21 protein-coding genes and 1 tRNA gene are annotated in these 15,889 nt (G+C 62.6%); 16 read left to right on the forward strand and 6 right to left on the reverse strand.

Annotated features, from left to right (window positions below; translation table 11 throughout):
* Positions 1-123 precede the first annotated feature (123 nt).
* From OM960_RS01535 to OM960_RS01580, 10 genes are all read left to right on the forward strand, one after another.
* Positions 124-1,419 carry a tyrosine-type recombinase/integrase gene (locus tag OM960_RS01535; protein WP_264770840.1) on the forward strand — a complete coding sequence of 432 codons (1,296 nt, stop codon included), beginning with the start codon at positions 124-126 and terminating at the stop codon, positions 1,417-1,419.
* On the forward strand, positions 1,416-2,018 hold the full coding sequence (locus OM960_RS01540; RefSeq protein ID WP_264770841.1) for a hypothetical protein: 603 nt from the start codon (positions 1,416-1,418) through the stop codon (positions 2,016-2,018). The genes OM960_RS01535 and OM960_RS01540 overlap by 4 nt, the downstream gene beginning before the upstream one ends.
* Positions 2,019-2,104: 86 nt before the next feature.
* Positions 2,105-2,287, forward strand: coding sequence for a helix-turn-helix transcriptional regulator (locus tag OM960_RS01545; protein WP_264770842.1), 183 nt, complete (start codon positions 2,105-2,107; stop codon positions 2,285-2,287).
* Positions 2,288-2,289: 2 nt separating this feature from the next.
* A complete protein-coding gene (locus OM960_RS01550; protein WP_264770843.1) occupies positions 2,290-2,454 on the forward strand; it encodes a hypothetical protein in 165 nt (54 codons plus the stop codon).
* Complete coding sequence (locus OM960_RS01555) at positions 2,451-3,848, forward strand: phage/plasmid primase, P4 family (RefSeq protein ID WP_264770844.1); 1,398 nt, start codon at positions 2,451-2,453, stop codon at positions 3,846-3,848. The genes OM960_RS01550 and OM960_RS01555 overlap by 4 nt, the downstream gene beginning before the upstream one ends.
* An 85-nt stretch (positions 3,849-3,933) precedes the next feature.
* Positions 3,934-4,413 carry a hypothetical protein gene (locus OM960_RS01560; protein ID WP_264770845.1) on the forward strand — a complete coding sequence of 160 codons (480 nt, stop codon included), beginning with the start codon at positions 3,934-3,936 and terminating at the stop codon, positions 4,411-4,413.
* A 370-nt stretch (positions 4,414-4,783) separates the two neighbouring features.
* Positions 4,784-5,038 (forward strand): hypothetical protein, encoded by a 255-nt coding sequence (locus tag OM960_RS01565; protein ID WP_264770846.1) that lies wholly within the window; start codon positions 4,784-4,786, stop codon positions 5,036-5,038.
* A 202-nt stretch (positions 5,039-5,240) separates the two neighbouring features.
* Positions 5,241-6,449, forward strand: a complete 1,209-nt coding sequence (locus tag OM960_RS01570; protein ID WP_264770847.1) for a phage major capsid protein — start codon at positions 5,241-5,243, stop codon at positions 6,447-6,449.
* Between the two features lie 65 nt (positions 6,450-6,514).
* Positions 6,515-7,378 carry a head maturation protease, ClpP-related gene (locus OM960_RS01575; RefSeq protein WP_264770848.1) on the forward strand — a complete coding sequence of 288 codons (864 nt, stop codon included), beginning with the start codon at positions 6,515-6,517 and terminating at the stop codon, positions 7,376-7,378.
* A 236-nt stretch (positions 7,379-7,614) separates the two neighbouring features.
* Entirely contained in the window at positions 7,615-8,424 is an 810-nt protein-coding gene (locus OM960_RS01580) for a hypothetical protein (RefSeq protein ID WP_264770849.1), read from the forward strand.
* 3 nt (positions 8,425-8,427) lie between these two features.
* Here OM960_RS01580 and OM960_RS01585 read toward each other — a convergent pair whose 3' ends face one another.
* Positions 8,428-8,910 (reverse strand): hypothetical protein, encoded by a 483-nt coding sequence (locus OM960_RS01585; RefSeq protein ID WP_264770850.1) that lies wholly within the window; start codon positions 8,908-8,910, stop codon positions 8,428-8,430.
* Positions 8,907-9,131 (reverse strand): helix-turn-helix domain-containing protein, encoded by a 225-nt coding sequence (locus OM960_RS01590; protein WP_264770851.1) that lies wholly within the window; start codon positions 9,129-9,131, stop codon positions 8,907-8,909. The genes OM960_RS01585 and OM960_RS01590 overlap by 4 nt, the downstream gene beginning before the upstream one ends.
* A gap of 85 nt (positions 9,132-9,216) precedes the next feature.
* On the opposite strand from OM960_RS01590, the gene OM960_RS01595 reads away from it, so the two are divergent.
* Together OM960_RS01595 and OM960_RS01600 are read left to right on the forward strand one after the other, a co-directional pair.
* Positions 9,217-9,495, forward strand: coding sequence for a hypothetical protein (locus tag OM960_RS01595; protein WP_264770852.1), 279 nt, complete (start codon positions 9,217-9,219; stop codon positions 9,493-9,495).
* Positions 9,492-9,689: a hypothetical protein gene (locus OM960_RS01600; RefSeq protein ID WP_264770853.1), complete on the forward strand. Its 198-nt coding sequence runs from the start codon at positions 9,492-9,494 to the stop codon at positions 9,687-9,689. Before OM960_RS01595 ends, OM960_RS01600 begins: the two co-directional genes overlap by 4 nt.
* A gap of 92 nt (positions 9,690-9,781) precedes the next feature.
* On the opposite strand, the gene OM960_RS01605 is transcribed toward OM960_RS01600, so the two are convergent.
* Positions 9,782-9,871 (reverse strand) — tRNA-Ser (locus OM960_RS01605).
* 171 nt (positions 9,872-10,042) lie between these two features.
* Between OM960_RS01605 and OM960_RS01610 the strand changes: the two genes are divergently transcribed.
* The 4 genes from OM960_RS01610 (at position 10,043) to OM960_RS01625 (ending at position 14,009) form a co-directional block, all read left to right on the forward strand.
* Positions 10,043-10,873 carry a DUF2059 domain-containing protein gene (locus tag OM960_RS01610; protein ID WP_264770854.1) on the forward strand — a complete coding sequence of 277 codons (831 nt, stop codon included), beginning with the start codon at positions 10,043-10,045 and terminating at the stop codon, positions 10,871-10,873.
* A gap of 76 nt (positions 10,874-10,949) precedes the next feature.
* Positions 10,950-12,173 (forward strand): hypothetical protein, encoded by a 1,224-nt coding sequence (locus OM960_RS01615; RefSeq protein ID WP_264770855.1) that lies wholly within the window; start codon positions 10,950-10,952, stop codon positions 12,171-12,173.
* Positions 12,170-13,534 (forward strand): cytochrome P450, encoded by a 1,365-nt coding sequence (locus tag OM960_RS01620; protein ID WP_264770856.1) that lies wholly within the window; start codon positions 12,170-12,172, stop codon positions 13,532-13,534. Before OM960_RS01615 ends, OM960_RS01620 begins: the two co-directional genes overlap by 4 nt.
* Positions 13,535-13,739: 205 nt before the next feature.
* Positions 13,740-14,009, forward strand: coding sequence for a hypothetical protein (locus OM960_RS01625; RefSeq protein WP_263332547.1), 270 nt, complete (start codon positions 13,740-13,742; stop codon positions 14,007-14,009).
* 2 nt (positions 14,010-14,011) lie between these two features.
* On the opposite strand, the gene OM960_RS01630 is transcribed toward OM960_RS01625, so the two are convergent.
* Genes OM960_RS01630 through fumC form a run of 3 tightly spaced genes read right to left on the reverse strand, consistent with a single transcriptional unit; the run spans position 14,012 to position 15,830 of the window.
* Positions 14,012-14,248, reverse strand: coding sequence for a ribbon-helix-helix domain-containing protein (locus OM960_RS01630; protein WP_263332549.1), 237 nt, complete (start codon positions 14,246-14,248; stop codon positions 14,012-14,014).
* A complete protein-coding gene (locus OM960_RS01635) occupies positions 14,245-14,430 on the reverse strand; it encodes a DUF4169 family protein (protein ID WP_263332551.1) in 186 nt (61 codons plus the stop codon). Before OM960_RS01635 ends, OM960_RS01630 begins: the two co-directional genes overlap by 4 nt.
* A gap of 5 nt (positions 14,431-14,435) precedes the next feature.
* On the reverse strand, positions 14,436-15,830 hold the full coding sequence (gene fumC / locus OM960_RS01640) for a class II fumarate hydratase (RefSeq protein ID WP_264770857.1): 1,395 nt from the start codon (positions 15,828-15,830) through the stop codon (positions 14,436-14,438).
* Positions 15,831-15,889 lie beyond the last annotated feature (59 nt).

The following is a 15,889-nucleotide window of genomic DNA, read 5'->3' on the forward strand; positions in this document are numbered from 1 at the left end:
TAATGCAATAAGTTGCAAATGGCATGTTGCAGGGCGTTGCTAGCCTTGCCCTCCAATGCTATTTCTTTTGGCCTATAGGATGGCAGGTAGAAAAAGATCGGATTCGAACTTTTCGGGGAACAGATGCCGAGGCAGGCCAAGGAACTGACGCCGATCGAGGTCAAGCGCCTCGCGCATCCGGGCGGCGATAATCCGGTCTCCTTTGCCGTCGGGGGCGTTTCCGGGCTCATGTTGCAGGTAACGCCGAGCGGCGCAAAGTCATGGCTCCTGCGGGCGACGGTGGGCGACAGGCGGCGCTGGATCGGTCTTGGGGGCTATCCCGACGTGACGCTCGCCATGGCCCGAGAGCGGGCCCGCGACGCACGGGACGCGATCCGTCAGGGCGTCGACCCGGTGGAGCAGCGCAAGGCGACCCGGGCGGCGCTGGTGGCGGCGCAGAAGCGCGGGCTGACATTCTCCGAGGCCGTCGACAAGTTCCTCGCTGGCAAGCTCGATGAGTTCCGCAACGAGAAGCACCGGAAGCAGTGGCGGTCGACTCTCGACATGTACGCCGGCCCGGCGATCGGCGACATGCTCGTGCATGAGATCGACGTGCACGACATTCTTCGCACCCTGCAACCAATATGGACCGAAAAGACCGAGACGGCATCGCGGCTGCGGGGGCGGATCGAGAATGTTTTGGCCTGGGCGACCGTCGCCGGGCATCGGACGGGCGACAATCCGGCTCGATGGAAGGGCAACCTAGACGCAATACTGCCTAAGCCCGGGAAGGTGGCGCGCGGCGACAATCACCCGGCGTTAGCGCTCGCCGACGCGGCGCGATGGTTCGCGGATCTTCGCAAGCGATCCGGAATGGCGACTCGGGCGCTGGAATTCGCCGCTCTGACAGCGGCGCGCTCCGGCGAGGTTCGCGGCGCGACATGGAACGAGATAGACCTGCAAGGCCGTCTATGGGTTGTTCCAAAGGAACGGATGAAGGCGGCGCGCGAACACCGCGTACCGCTAACTGATGCGGCGGTCGAGCTCCTGTGCCGACTACCGAAAATGGCGGGCAGTGACTTCGTCTTTCCCGCGGCGCGCGGTGGCGTGCTAAGTGATATGAGCCTGTCGGCGGCGATGAAACGCATTCACGAGGCTGAAGTCGCGGCAGGACAGACGGGATACGTCGACGCGCGCTCCGGTCGCGCGGCGGTGCCGCACGGACTGCGCTCGACGTTCCGAGACTGGGCGGCCGAGAGGACTGACTATCCGCGCGACATGGCAGAAATGGCGCTGGCCCACAACATCGGCAGCGAAGTCGAACGTGCGTACCGGCGTGGGGATATGGTCGAGAAGCGCCGGGCCATGATGGCGGCATGGGGCCGGTTCCTGCGTGGCGAGGCGGCGCCGATCGTGATCAGCATGGAGGGGCTGCGGTGAGCAGGATCAAGACCGCATCACGGGCGCTCAGCGGTTTCGTGGAGCAGTGCCCCATTCCGCGATCAGAGGTCGAGATCGTTCTGGGCTCGGCAGTTTCAGATGAAGCATGGCGCAGCATTAACCAGGCCTTCGCCAAGTGGGGGCGGCGCCGCGACGATCTGAACGCTTCCAAGGCCTCCGCGAAAAAGGATGATGCCAAAAGTTGGTCGGCGCGCCAGTCCAGCGTTGTGCGAGATCTGGAAGAGGCTTTGAAGCGAATTGATCGCGCCAAGAAGCACGGAGAGTTTTTGCGCGAGGCAAGCGATCATTATGGACGCCAGCAGGGCTTAGTCGCCACCCCGCATACCAACAAGATGCTGAAGGAAGCATATATCCGCATCTTGAATGCGCTCGTAATCGTAGAGCGTGCGGCGCCAGAATTACGCGAGATCCCGACTGAAGCAGAGTCGCGGCGGATGCTAGCCAACGAAATTTGGCACGCCTTGTCTGATGTCGACTGTTCGAAATTCGCCAATCTGATCAAGGCGCTCGGAGTGCACGGCGAACATAGCCGCCAGGCGCTCGAAAAATGGATCAATCGGGCCGTTGGACAAAAGTAGGGGGCGCATGACCCCTAGTAATGTCTTTAGACATCAAGGCGTTACGGAGTGATAACGGACGCATCCGGAAGCGAAAGGATGCGTCGATGACTTACATCTCCGACAAGCAGATCGCCGAGAGGTGGGGCGTTCACCGCGTCACTCCGTGGCGACTGGCGAAATCCGTCGAGGGCTTTCCGCAACCCGTGAAGCTGTCGGCTAACGTAACCCGTTGGAAGCTGGCTGATATCGAAGCCTGGGAAAAGGCCAAGGCCGAGGTGAAGGCCTGACAATGCAGCCAGCTGACGAGATGGGCGAGAATCCCGCAGACGAGGCAGAGGGGCAGGATTCGGGCGTGCAGGATACTGCAGCGCCGATCCGGACCGATTTCCACTGGTCGCGCGAGACGCATGCCGTCGAGCTGCTCGAACCGCCATTTCGGGAGGTCGCGCGGTGAGTCTCGAAGAGGTTCGCAGCCTGATGGGTCGGGCAGAGTATGTTGACCTGCCAGATGAGATGGCGGCCGGCACCGCTACGTTCGGCGCTGTCGACCTGACTGAGGTCAGCGTGGCGGACGCCTTTGTCAACGCGTTCCATGACCGGCTTCGGTACAACTGCACTGCGGGGCATTGGCTGGCCTGGGACAGCGATCGTTGGCGGCGCGACGAGACGGGTCTCTGCATGGAGATGATCAAGCGCGTTGTCCGGGCCGCGTCGGCCGAGAGCAAGGGCAACGAGCGGCGATCTGCGCGAAAGGCCGCGTTCGTCTCAGGTGTGGAGCGCCTGGCGAGGACCGACACTCGCGTCGCTGTCACCGCGGACATGCTTGACGCCAATCCGATGATCCTCTCCTGCTCAGGCTGCTACGTCGACCTGGAGACAGGGCGGCAACGACCTCCAGACCCGACCGCTCTGATCACTCGAAAAGCCGGCGTCGCTCCGAAAGACGGTCCCTGCCCACGCTTCATTCAATTCCTGCTCGAGGCCAGCGGGGGCGATGATGACATGCTGCGCTTCTTCCAGGTGCTGATCGGCTACATCTTGACGGGCCGAACCTCTGAGCATGTGCTCGTGTTTTTCTTCGGACCGGGTGGCAATGGGAAGTCCGTGTTCCTGAACATCGTGACGCGGATGCTCGGCGAGTACGGCGTGACGTCAGCGATGGATACGTTCGTCGCTGCGCGCGGTGAACGGCACCTGACTGAGCTCGCAATGCTCGCAGGGGCGCGTCTGGTGACCGCAAGCGAGACGCAGGAGGGTCGTTCTTGGGACGAGCCACGCATCAAGTCGCTGACAGGTGGGGATCCGATCACGGCGCGGTTCATGCGGCAGGACAACTTCACCTTCCGGCCGCAGTTCAAGTTGATCCTGAGCGGCAATCATCAACCGATGCTCCGCAACGTCGACCCGGCGATACGCCGTCGGTTCCTGATCGTGCCCTTCACGCGGACTCCGGCGCGCCCCGATCCGGACCTCGAGGAAAAACTCTGGGCCGAGGCGCCACAGATCCTGCAGTGGGCTATCCGCGGCTGTCTGGAATGGCAGGAGGAGGGCTTGCCGCGACCGGCGGCGATCCGCGCTGCAACGGACAGTTACTTCTCCGACATGGACCTGTTTGGGGAATGGCTTTCGGAAAAGTGCCTCCTAGGCGGCACAGGGGACGCTACGCCTGCGTCTCAGCTCTTCGCGTCGTGGAAAGTGTTTGCGGAAGCGGCTGGCGAGCGCCCAGGGACTGCGAAGGCACTCGGAGCTCGACTGCGGCGTCAAGGGCTCGAGAACGGGCCCGAGCGCGTCAACGGCAAGGTGGCAAAGGTTTGGCGCGGAATTGCACTGCGAGAGGTGGACTTATGACACGGCGTAACCGTGTAACGCATGTAACCGGAATTTCCGTATGTCTCTTACGTGTGCGCGCGCGCGTATGGGGGCAATCAGGAAAATGGGTAACAACGGTTACATCGGTTTCGCGGGTGCTGCCGAGATGCTGACAGGGTTGAACCGATCCCAGTGGCGCAGGATGGCGGCGAAGGCCGATCAGGTCGCGCGCACGTTGGCGCTATGCTGTCTCGACTACGACAGGCAAGGCCAGCTGCGGGCGGTGAAGGATCCGCGTGCCGTGCAGGCCCTAGAGCGCGGCTTTGCGCGCATGATGCGGGCGCGTGGCCAAGCGCAGGTGCTGCGGCTGACGGTGGATGCCGCGAGCGCATTCCCACGCCAACCTGCGGCACAGGAGATCACGGGCTTTCCCTGGTTGGCGGTGGGGCTGGATGCGGCGGCGAGCGCGACCTACTGCCTGCGATACCTGGACGTTGAGGGCCGCACGATCCCCGATCGACGGCGCGCCGAGAGATGCATGCTGGATGAGCTAGCTCGACACTGTGCGCGGCCCGGCTTTCCGCCCTGGGAGGATCAGCGGTGAGGGGGGTGGGTCAAAAGTTTGAAGGTCGGTCGCCGCTAGACCCGCGGTCCTCTCACGTGCGGATTTTTTTCTCACGGCAGGGGAAATCCGGGCATGGCTGAGCGTTCTGCAGGACAGATGGAGCTATTCCCACCCGACGTGATCCCGCCGCGCCGAGGGCGAGGTCGCCCATCATTTGATAAAACAACACAAAAACAATGGGTTGTTGATGCGATGCTAAGGCAGGGCTTTACGCAAGTGGGAATATCGAAACGTCTCGGCATCTCGATATCCACGCTAAAGAGGTATTTTTTTACCTCGCCTCATTGGAACCCGCACGGCCTAGGCCCGAGACGGCAAGCGCCTGAAACCAGCAAAGGAGAACCTGAACATGAGTAAAGAGATCGAGGCGTCGGTAGAAGACGAGTTGACTCCTAAGGAGGTCAAGATGGTGAACAACCTGCGAAAGGCTGCGGGGATGCTACAGGAAGCAGGCTTCACACCTCGCCAGATCGCCTCTGCATTCTGTTCGATCGGAGCCGAAATCGCGCGGGAGCAGAACGGGCGCGCAATGGCCGTCGAATGGTTGAGGTACGTGGCGGATGAGATCGAGCGGCCTCTGCTTGTGGAGCAAAGACCAAATTGACATCGCAATACCTGGTGGCTACGATCTTCATGATGGCAGGATATGCTACGCGCTATCCTTTCATCCCGGCTCGATCTTGTACGCCTAGCGCTGCGCGATTGAGCCAGGCTCGGCGATCGGCCGAGCGCCGCGCATGCATGACGCTGCGTCTTTGTCCACCAAATCCACAACTGCCCATCTGGGTGAACCAGGAGAGTGAGCGATGACGCATCACGCTTTCATGAATATTCCTGCTACCAAGCCGACCCGGCGGCGCGGCCTTCTCGCGGCGGGGGCCAATAGCGACGTCGTTTCCATCGTCGCGCAGATCAATTCGGAGATCGCCGAAATCCGCGGCAATCAGGAAGCGGAGATCAGGACACTCAGCTCGGATGTGAGGTCGCTGCAGGGCAGCCTTGCGGCGCTCCGCCTCGGCGGTGGCGGCTTGCCGACGGAAGTCTCTGACGTTGCGGCGGAGCACCGGGCTCTCGCGGAGTTTGGCCGGACGGGAGAGTTTCGCGCGGCACTTTCGGGAGACTCGCTGCCTGATGGTGGCGCCACGGTGTTCCCGGCGGTCTCGGAGACGATCCGTGTTCGACAGTTTGCGCAGTCCGCTCTCGCGCGTCTTGCGCGGCGGGTAGATATCGATACGGGCGACAGCTTTGAAGAGCCGATGGATATCGGGGAGCCCGGCGCGGATTGGGTCGGAGAGCGGGAGTCACGGCCGGCAACGCCAACAGCGAAGTTTCGCTTGCTGTCGGTGTACGCCAACGAGGTCTACTCATCTCAGACCATCACGCAGCGACTCCTTGACGACTCACTATACGATCTTGGCGCCTGGCTGTCGGAGCGTATTGCCGACAAGCTTGGCCGGAAGTCGGGTGAAGCGTTCATGATCGGTGACGGCGTGAACAAGCCGCGCGGCATCACGACCTATCCGATGTCGTCGGCAGACGATGACACGCGGCCGTTCGGAACTATCCAGGCTCACTACACCGGCGTTTCTGGTGACTTCGCGGCCAGCGATCCGGCGGACATTCTTGTCGACACGATCTACAGCCTGCAAGCGCAGTTCCGCGGGGCCGGAAAGTGGGTCATGAACTCGAAAACGGCTGGAGTTGTACGAAAGTTCAAGGATTCGGTTGGCAGGTTCCTCTGGGCCGATGCATTGGCAGCCGGTCAACCGCCGTTGCTTCTCGGATATCCTGTCGAGATCGACGAGTATGTCCCGGACATTGGCGCCGACGCCAGCGCGATCTGGTTTGGCGATTTCAGTTCGGCTTACCTGATCGTGGAGAAGCCGGGGATCCGGCTGTTGCGCGATCCCTACACGAACAAGCCGAACGTGATCTTCTACGCGTACAAGCGCGTTGGCGGCGCGCTCTCGGATAGCGAAGCGCTCAAGGCGATCGTCTTCGGAACCGAGCCCTGACGAAACATCGCCCCGCTTGGTCTCAGCCATGCGGGGCGATCGCAACGAAGGATTAGGAGATCACCATGACGCTGAGAAATCTGCCAGAGATCAAGGCTCTTAAGCAGCCTGCCGGGTTTCGTTGGGACGTGCCGTCTGACGCGCTTGCCCGGTGGTCGGAATTGCCCGTCGCCAGTGATGGCGGGCTCAATACGATCGAGGTCTACGACGTGATCGGAGAATGCGATTGGTCGGGGGAGGGGTGTACGGCAAAACGGGTCGCATCCGCGCTCGCATCCGCCGATCCCGGTCCGATTACCGTGAAGATCAATTCCCCGGGAGGCAGCGTATTTGAAGGCTTCGCGATCTACAATGAGCTGCGCAAGCATCCCGAAAGGATCCATGTCGAGATTATGGGCATCGCCGCTAGCGCTGCCGCGTACATCGCGATGTCCGGCGACAAGATCACCATGTCGCGAGCATCCTTCATGATGGTGCACAACTCGTGGGGAATGGTGATTGGAAATCGCCACGATCTCAGTGCGTCGATTGGTATCCTCGAGAAGATCGACGGGGCTCAGATTGAAATCTTCTCGGCCCGAACTGGTCTAAATCGACGCGAGATCGAGAGGCTGCTCGATGCTGAAACCTACCTCAGCGCATCGGAGGCAGTCGCGTTTGGTTTCGCGGATGCCATCGTTGACGGGTTGACCTCGGACAAAACGAAGGCGCGCGCGCACCCCGAGATCAACGCGCGCCGGCGTCTCGATTCTTTGCTTGCGCAATGCGGCGTACCGCGGTCGGAGCGGCGAAGTCTTATCCGCGACGCTTCGATTGGTCAGGCACAACAGCGCTCCGTGTGCGAGCAACGCGGGTCCGACGATCTTTCGACTTTGCAGGCGCTACTTGAAACCCTTCGCCCCAAGTCGTCCGGCAGAGGAATAGATTGATGAAGCGGCGTTTTTCTGATTTTGCACGCACCGCAAACGGGGGGGCGGCTTCTCTCAACGCAATCGTTGGTGCCACAGTGTTCCCTATGTTTTTCAGATCACCGGAAGTGGGGCACAACGAGTCAACGCCACGACATAACTAGGTTCGTCTTGCGCTGTGTGTCAGCCAAACCACGGGTGGCGGGCATTCGCTTTGGGGGTGATGACAAATGAATTTTCACCCGTATGCTCGCCTTATGAGTGAAGAAGGCATCGCAATCGTTTTCAATCTTGACCTGTCGGAGCCGGTCGAAATCTCTGATTTCGTCTCTGCTTTCTCAGGTCTTGGCTCGCAGTTCGAGCGACACCTTCGCACCGCTCGGCCCGACCTTGAGGGCGAAGTCAAGATCTATGTTAAAGAAGTTCGCAAGGGGTCTATTGAGGCGGAACTCATCCCGCTAGCCTACAATACCCTGATCACCGTCATGGACCACAGCCAGATCATCACTGGCTTCGTCAAATCCATCTCAGACAAGATAGCTGGCTTTCAGCGCCCAGGCGGACGCCTAGAGGGGGCGACAAAATCCGAACTCACGCAGATTGTCGATACCGTCGCGGCAGTTGCAAATGACCCGGACGGAAAAGCGACGGTCAGCGCAATCCGCTATCGAAAGACTGAGAAGATCACTGAGTTCTCTTTGGAGTTTGATACGCGTCAGGCCCAGGCAGCCATCATGGAAATTGATGCGCAATACAAGGAAATTGCGTCGGTTACGGACTTTGACCATGAAAACAAGCTTTTGACGTTCTATCAGTCGAACAGGCGGGATAGCGATAAGACAGGTGAGAAGGGAATCATCGAGGACATATCACCAAAGCCTCTGGCTGTCGTTTACGCTTCTGAATTAGCGAAGGAGCGGATCAAATCCGAGATGCTCGACGGCGATCGGAACATCTACAAACTCGGGTTCTTCGTTGATGTGAATGTTCAAATGCGGTCGGGCAAGCCCGTAGCCTATCGTATCAAATCGGTGAGAGACGTCATCGAACTTCCCGACGAGGAATAGACCTTACTGCCGCCTGAACGAATCAAGATTGCTTTGATGTCGCTCGAGTTTCTCTTGGCGGCGGTTCTCGGATCCTTGAACCTGCGACACAACCCTATCGACTTCGGTATCTAGTGCGTGAAGCTCCGCTAAGCGTAGGTCAAGCTCGGCGTTCGAAGCATTCGAAAGATTCTCAGAGGCAGTTGCCAGCCTGTTCCGCAACGACTCGGCATCTTCCCGCGCCTGATTCAGTTTGTTCTCAATCTCGATCCTTTGGCCGGAATGAATACTGCTCGTCACATTGAGGACGGCAAGCCAGTCCCTTTTTGACTTCTCGGCCCGTTCCAAAATCGATTCAATCTTTGCGCCGAGGATGCCGGTAAGCCTTCTTGCGTAGACCGATCGGTCTCCGCGCCGATATCTGGCCGTTTGCAGGAGGGCGAACACTGAAGCTACCAGTGCTACCAGCGATATGCCAAGTGCGAGCCAGTCGGTTGAAATCGTCACTTCCGCAACCTCACGCCCGCGCCGCCGCCGTTCTCAGGGATGAACTCGACGCCCGCAGCCTCTAGTGCGGCGCGGATGGCGTCAAGTGTTCGCTCATACGGTCGGCGCTGTTCCATTTCGAAGCTCGCAATCGTGCGCTTGGCGACGCCGGAAGCGTCCGCAAGCTGATCCTGCGACATTGAGACGAGGGCGCGCGCGGCCCGACACTGAGATGGCGTCATTTTTCAACCTTGCTCTATTAGTGCAACGTGCGTATATAGTGCAAGGTTGCACGTTTTGTGTAACCCTTGTGAAGAGGAAAACGCAATGACTGTGAAACTCACATCCTGTGTTCATGATGCGGTGGTGCGGGCCGGCCTGATGGACGCACTCAACTTTCTCGACGCCAAGGGCGGCAGTGAAGACGCTCGCACCGCCTTGATACTGATTGCGCTGGATTGTGCGAACGACCTGGCGTCCAACCTCGAGACGGCGGACTTCGAGCGCGTAAATGAGAGTGACCTCCGCAAGAATGACACCGTCTCCGTTCCGTTCATGACGCACAAGCAGGGGATAGACGAATTCGAAAAGAGGGGCGAGCAATGATCGAAGACGATTTCTCCGACACCCCGTTCGCCCGCGTCTTTCAGAAGCTCTGCAAAATAGTGGACCTGCCCCACGGGCCGAAGCGGCGTGCGCTTTTGCGGGAGCTCGCCGAAAGCCCTGACGTCGTGGTGCTTGCTGATATGGTCAACCTCGCCAAGGAAGTCGCCGCGGAGCGGAAGAAGGGCGCCCAGTGAAAGGTATCATTTTGGGGTTGGCAGTTGCTTTGGCTGGTGCGAAATGGAGTTCGCCATTTTTTCCAATATTATCAATGACTTGATAACAAAAGTGGCGGAGAGACAGGGATTCGAACCCTGGGTGGGCTCACACCCACAACGGTTTTCGAGACCGCCCCGTTCGACCGCTCCGGCACCTCTCCGCATCGGGGGTCGTCGTGGAGGCGGGATTTATCTGTCGGCGACGACATGCGCAACCCGTTTTTTTCAGTCGAGCCAAGATGCCGCGTCGCCATCAAAAGTTCTGCTGCTACCGCTTGGCAGCGCAACGCATCGCGACTAGGTGTTGTCCATTGCCCGACCAAGGTACCGCCATGCTCCGCCGCCTTCTCGCACCGATTCTGTCCGTCGCATTGCTTGCCGCTCCGGCGGTCGCGTCGGAGGGAGACGCCGCCTCCCTCGAGGAGGTGCTGCGACTCACCGAGGTCTTCGCGGTGATGAGCGACGAAGGCCACGCCTACGGCCGGCACCTCGAGGAGGATATGTTCCCCGGATCCGGCGGCCGGCAATGGGCGGACGCGGTCGAAAATATATACGCGCCCGATCGCATGCTCCCCGACTTCAACGCCGCCTTCGAAGCCGAGCTGACGCGCCAGCCGGTCGACATCGGCGCGATGCTGGACTTCTTCTCCTCCGATCTCGGGCGCCGGGTGACAACGCTCGAGATCTCAGCGCGCCGGGCGCTGCTCGATGAGGCGGTCGAGGATGCGAGTCGCCTCAAGCTCGAGGAGATGCGCGCCGAGCGCGATCCGCGGCTGTCGCTCGTCGAGGAGTTCGTCGAGGTCAACGACCTCGTGGAGACTAATGTCTCCGGGGGGCTGAACGCGAACTTCGCCTTCTACCGCGGGCTTGGCGATGCTGGCGCGCTCGGTGCCGAGATGGGCGAGGCCGAGATCATCTCGGAGGTCTGGGCCCAGGAAGACGCGATCCGGGAGGAGACGGACGTCTGGATCCACTCCTATCTCGCGATGGCCTACGCGCCGCTCACTGACGCTGAGATGGCCGACTATATCGCGTTCTCGCGCAGTAAGCCCGGGCAGGATCTGAACCGGGCGCTGTTCGCCGGATACAACGCCGTCTTCGTCGACGTCTCGCGCCAGCTCGGCCAGGCGGCGGGTGCGGTTCTGGCCGGCCAGGACCTCTGAGCGCCGGGGGCGCGGGGCTTTGTGTCCCGCCGCGTTCTTCGCTAGCATCGCGCGGGAGCAGGAGGCAGGCGGCGGCATGCAGGGCAGGGACCCGGATCGGGTGAGGCGGCGGCGGGTGTTCTATGTACCCGGCTATGATCCCTTTCATCCCCGGCGCTACCGAGAGCTCTACCGGACCGAGAGCGCGGCCCAGGCGGCGATCAGCGGTTACGACATCGCGCTGGCGGGGAAAGCCGGGCAAGGACACGGCTGGAAGGTCGCGGCGACGACCGAGGGTCACGAGGTCGCGGCGGAGATCGAGGTTCTGGTCTGGTCCGACATCGTGCGCGAGTCGATGAGCCACGGAATCCTCGCGACCTATCTTCAACTGGCGCGGACGGTCCGGGCCTATGTCGGCTCCGGCGCCATCTTTCGCCTCGTGCGGCTGAGGAAGGGTCCGAGCATCGCGGCGCTCTTCCCGGTGGTGGCGCTTCTCGCGCAGCTCGCGCTCGCGCTCCTCGCCGGTTGGGGCGGCGCCTGGCTCTGCGCGACGGTTTTCGCGGCGGCCGGACTGCCTGCCAGCATCGGCTGGCTCGCCATGCCGGCGCTCGTCTGGGCAGTGCTCTGGCGCTTTCGCAAGGCGGACGGGCGAATCTACGCATATTACCTGATGCACGACTACGCGTTCACCGCGCAGGACGGCGGAGCGGTGCCCGAGGCGCTGGAAGTCAGGCTCGCGGAGTTCGGCGAACGCATCTCTGCGGCACTTGCCGAGGACTGGGACGAGGTGTTGGTCGTCGGGCATTCCTCGGGCGCGCATCTCGCGGTCTCGGTCCTTGCCGACGTTATCCGGGCGGGCAGGGTGGCCGCGAACGGCCCGGCGCTCGGCTTCCTGTCGCTCGGTCATGTCGTGCCGATGGCGGCCTTCCTCCCACGCGCGCGGCGGCTGCGCGGCGATCTCGCCTTTCTCTCGGCCCGCGACGAGCTGACCTGGGTCGACGTCACTGCACCCGGCGACGGCTGCGCCTTCGCGCTCTGCGATCCGGTCAGCGTCTGCGGCGTGGCCCCGGAGGGCAAGCGCTGGCCGCTGGTGATCTCGGCCGCCTTCACCCAGACCTTGAGCCCCGAGCGCTGGCGGGCGCTGCGCTGGCGCTTCTTCCGGCTGCATTTCCAGTATCTCTGCGCCTTCGACCGGCCGCGCGACTATGACTACTTCCAGATCACCGCCGGCCCGAGGACGCTTGCCTCCCGGTTCCGGGACCGGTCGCCGTCGAAAAGCCGGATCGAGGTGCCGCTCAACCGCTTCCGGGACGTCGCATGATCCCGCCGAAACCTGTTGCGCGCCCCGACAAGGTCTCGCTCTGGCGCTACCTGCGGCTCTTTCGCGCCGATATCCTCTCGGCCCAGCCGGCGCGGCTCTACCGCGCCTGGATGGCCGAGTTCCGTACCCCTTTCTTCCGCTCGTATCTGTGCAACGATCCCGCCCTCGTCGATCTGGTGCTGAAGGAACGGCCGGGCGACTTCCCGAAATCCGACCGGGTGCGCGAGGGGCTCGCGCCGCTCCTCGGCCGCTCGGTCTTTGTCACAAACGGCGCTGAGTGGGAGGCGCAGCGGCGGATCATCGACCCCGCCTTCGAGCGTGGTCGCCTGAAGGAGACGTTCCCGGCCATGCACGCGGCGGCACTCGCGGCACGGGACCGTCTCATCGCCCGCGCAGGAACGGAGGTCGAGATCGAGGAGGAGATGAGCCATGCCGCCGCCGACGTGATCTTCCGCACGCTCTTCTCGATCCCGATCGAGAACCGGCTCGCCGCCGAGGTCTTTCGCGAGTTCCGCGGCTACCAGCGGGCCCAGCCGCTGTTGAACCTTGCCGCTTTCCTGCCGCTGCCTGCATTGCTGCCGCGCTTTCACGGGGGCCGGACGCGGGCCTCCGCGCGGGCGATCCGCCGGCTCATCACGCGCCTCACCGAGGAGCGGATGGCCGCGATCCGCGCCGGAGAGGCGCCGGATGATCTCGCCACCAAGATCATGACCACGCCGGACCCGGAGACCGGTGCCTGTTTCGATACCGCCGAAATGGTCGATCAGGTCGCGATCTTCTTTCTCGCGGGCCACGAGACCTCGGCGTCCGCACTGGCATGGGCGCTCTACCTGCTCGCGGTATGCCCCGATGCCCAGGACCGGGTCGCGGCGGAGGCGGCAGCGGTTGGCGATCAGCAAGACTTTTCAATGCTGTCTGGCCTGTCCTTCACGCGGGACGTGTTCCGCGAGGCGCTGCGGCTCTATCCGCCCGTGCCGATGATGGTGCGCGAGAATCGCTGCCCCGAGCGGTTTCGCGACCGCCCGCTCGCACCCGGCGCGCAGATCGTCCTGTCGCCCTGGCATCTGCACCGGCACGAGCGGATCTGGGACCAGCCGGACAAGTTCGATCCGTATCGCTGGCAAAGCCGGGCGGGGCGCGACGCGGCGCGCGACGGGTATCTGCCGTTCTCGGCCGGGCCGCGTGTCTGCCCCGGGGCCGGCTTCGCAATGGTGGAAGGCCCGCTCATTCTCGCGCTGCTGGTAAAGCACCTGCGCTTCGCCCCGGTCGAGAGAGCAGAACCGGTTCCGGTCGCGCATCTGACTGTGCGGTCGCGGAACGGCATCCGGATTCGCGTTGCCCGGCGTGACGCTACGTCATGATTTGTGAAGAATCTGAAACAATCCTGTAATACAGCCTTGAATTGATCGACCAGGCTTTTTTGGTGCAATTTGGGCGAACCAATCGGTGATTCGTGTGCGCGTTGTGAGTTTACGGCCGAATCCCGCTCGTTTTGGCCGTTTCCGAAACATTGAATGACGTCGGCTGAAACCTGCCAGTTCGGCCTAGAATCCTTTGGGGGAAACCGTGACCAAGAAGTCTTTGGCCGCGTCGATGGTCGCCGCGCCCGGGCGTTTGCGCATAGCCGTTCCGGCCTGGCGTCTGATCGGCATTCATTACCGGCCGGACGTCGAACCCGTGCCGGCGGCGGTATCGCGCGAGGAGATGCAGGATCTGTTCGGTGGCGAGCTCAAGGCGAGAAATACGCGCGCGGCGAATCTGACCGCGGGTGAGGAAGAGGAACAGCACCTCGCGGATCGGCTACGCGATGCGCTCTATCCCTGCTCAGCCGGTTGACCTCAGCACGCCCGACGGGCGTCGAGCCGCTCCTGCAGGGCGGCAAGCACGAACAGCCGGATTGCCGTAGCGAGCCCCGTGTCTATGCCGCGGCCTGCGTCGATTTCCGCCGCGAGCGCGTTTACCGGCACACCGCGATCATCGGCAATTCGGCGGAAAGCCAGCCAGAACTCGTCCTCCAGCGACACGCTGGTGCGGTGACCGTTCAGCGTCAGCGAGCGTTTGACCGGACGGCTCACTCGTCCGGTCTCTCGCGGCGAAGGGCGTCAAGTTCGGCGCGGGCCTTGTCGGCCTCGGCCTTTTCGCGCTGCTTCTGAGCCTTGGTGCGGCCGAAACGGACGGCGTTCTCGTCTCCCTCCGCACGGGCCCGAGCCCGGTCCCGGGTCTTGCGCGCGTTGCGGAGGTTGACGATCTCGGCCATCGGTCTCAGTCCTCCGGGCCGACCATGTTCTCGGGGCGCACGATGCGGTCGAAGGTCTCACCGTCGACGAAGCCGAGGTTGATCGCCTCCTCGCGCAGCGTGGTGCCGTTCTTGTGGGCGGTCTTGGCGACCTTGGTGGCCGCGTCGTAGCCGATCGTCGGCGCGAGCGCGGTGACCAGCATCAGGCTTTCCTTCATCAGCCGGTCGATGCGCGCGATGTTGGCCTCGGTGCCGACCACCATGTTGTCGGTGAAGCTCGACGCCGCATCGCCCAGAAGCTGCATCGACTGGAGCACGTTGTAGCTCATCATCGGGTTGTAGACGTTGAGCTCGAAATGGCCCTGCGAGCCCGCGAAGCCCACCGCGGCGTCGTTGCCCATGACATGGGCGCAGACCATCGTCAGCGCCTCGGCCTGGGTCGGGTTGACCTTGCCCGGCATGATCGAGGAGCCCGGCTCGTTCTCGGGCAGGATCAGTTCGCCGAGGCCCGAGCGCGGGCCGGAACCGAGAAGGCGCATGTCGTTGGCGATCTTGAAGAGCGAGGCGGCGACGGTCTTCAGCGCGCCCGAGAACATCACCATCGCGTCATGGGCGGCAAGCGCTTCGAACTTGTTCGGCGCGGTGACGAAGGGCAGGCCGGTGATCTCGGCGATCTTGCCGGCGATCGCCACGTCCCAGCCCTTCTTGGTGTTGAGCCCGGTGCCGACGGCGGTGCCGCCCTGTGCCAGCTCGTAGATCTCCGGCAGCACCTTCTTCACCCGCATGATGCCCTGGGCGACCTGGTGCGCGTAGCCGCCGAACTCCTGGCCGAGCGTCAGCGGCGTCGCGTCCTGGGTATGGGTGCGACCGATCTTGATGATGCCCTTGAACTCGGCCGATTTCGCCGCGAGCGCCGCGTGGAGCTTCTCGAGCCCCGGCAGGAGCACGTCGCGCGCCACCATGCCGATCGCGACATGCATCGCCGTCGGGAAGGTGTCGTTCGAGGACTGGCCCATGTTGACGTGGTCGTTCGGGTGGACCGGCTTCTTCGAGCCCATCTCGCCGCCGAGGATCTCGATCGCGCGGTTGGAGATCACCTCGTTCGCGTTCATGTTCGACTGAGTGCCCGAGCCGGTCTGCCAGACGACGAGCGGGAAGTTGTCGTCGAACCGGCCCGCGACGACCTCGGAGGCCGCCTGCACCATCGCCTTGCCGATCTCGGGCTCGATCTTGCCGGTCGCCATGTTGATCTCTGCCGCGGCCTGCTTGATCACGCCGAGCGCGCGCACGATCGCCACCGGCTGCTTTTCCCAGCCGATAGGGAAGTTCATGATCGAGCGCTGGGTCTGTGCGCCCCAGTACTTGTCGGCGGGAACCTCCAGGGGGCCGAAGCTGTCGGTCTCGGTGCGGGTTTGGGGCATAGACATCGTCCTTATGCAGAGATCGCGCACTAGCTAAGCGATTCCGCGCCGCAGGCCAA

This window comes from Defluviimonas salinarum, from assembly GCF_026013545.1.
GTDB lineage: Bacteria > Pseudomonadota > Alphaproteobacteria > Rhodobacterales > Rhodobacteraceae > Albidovulum > Albidovulum salinarum.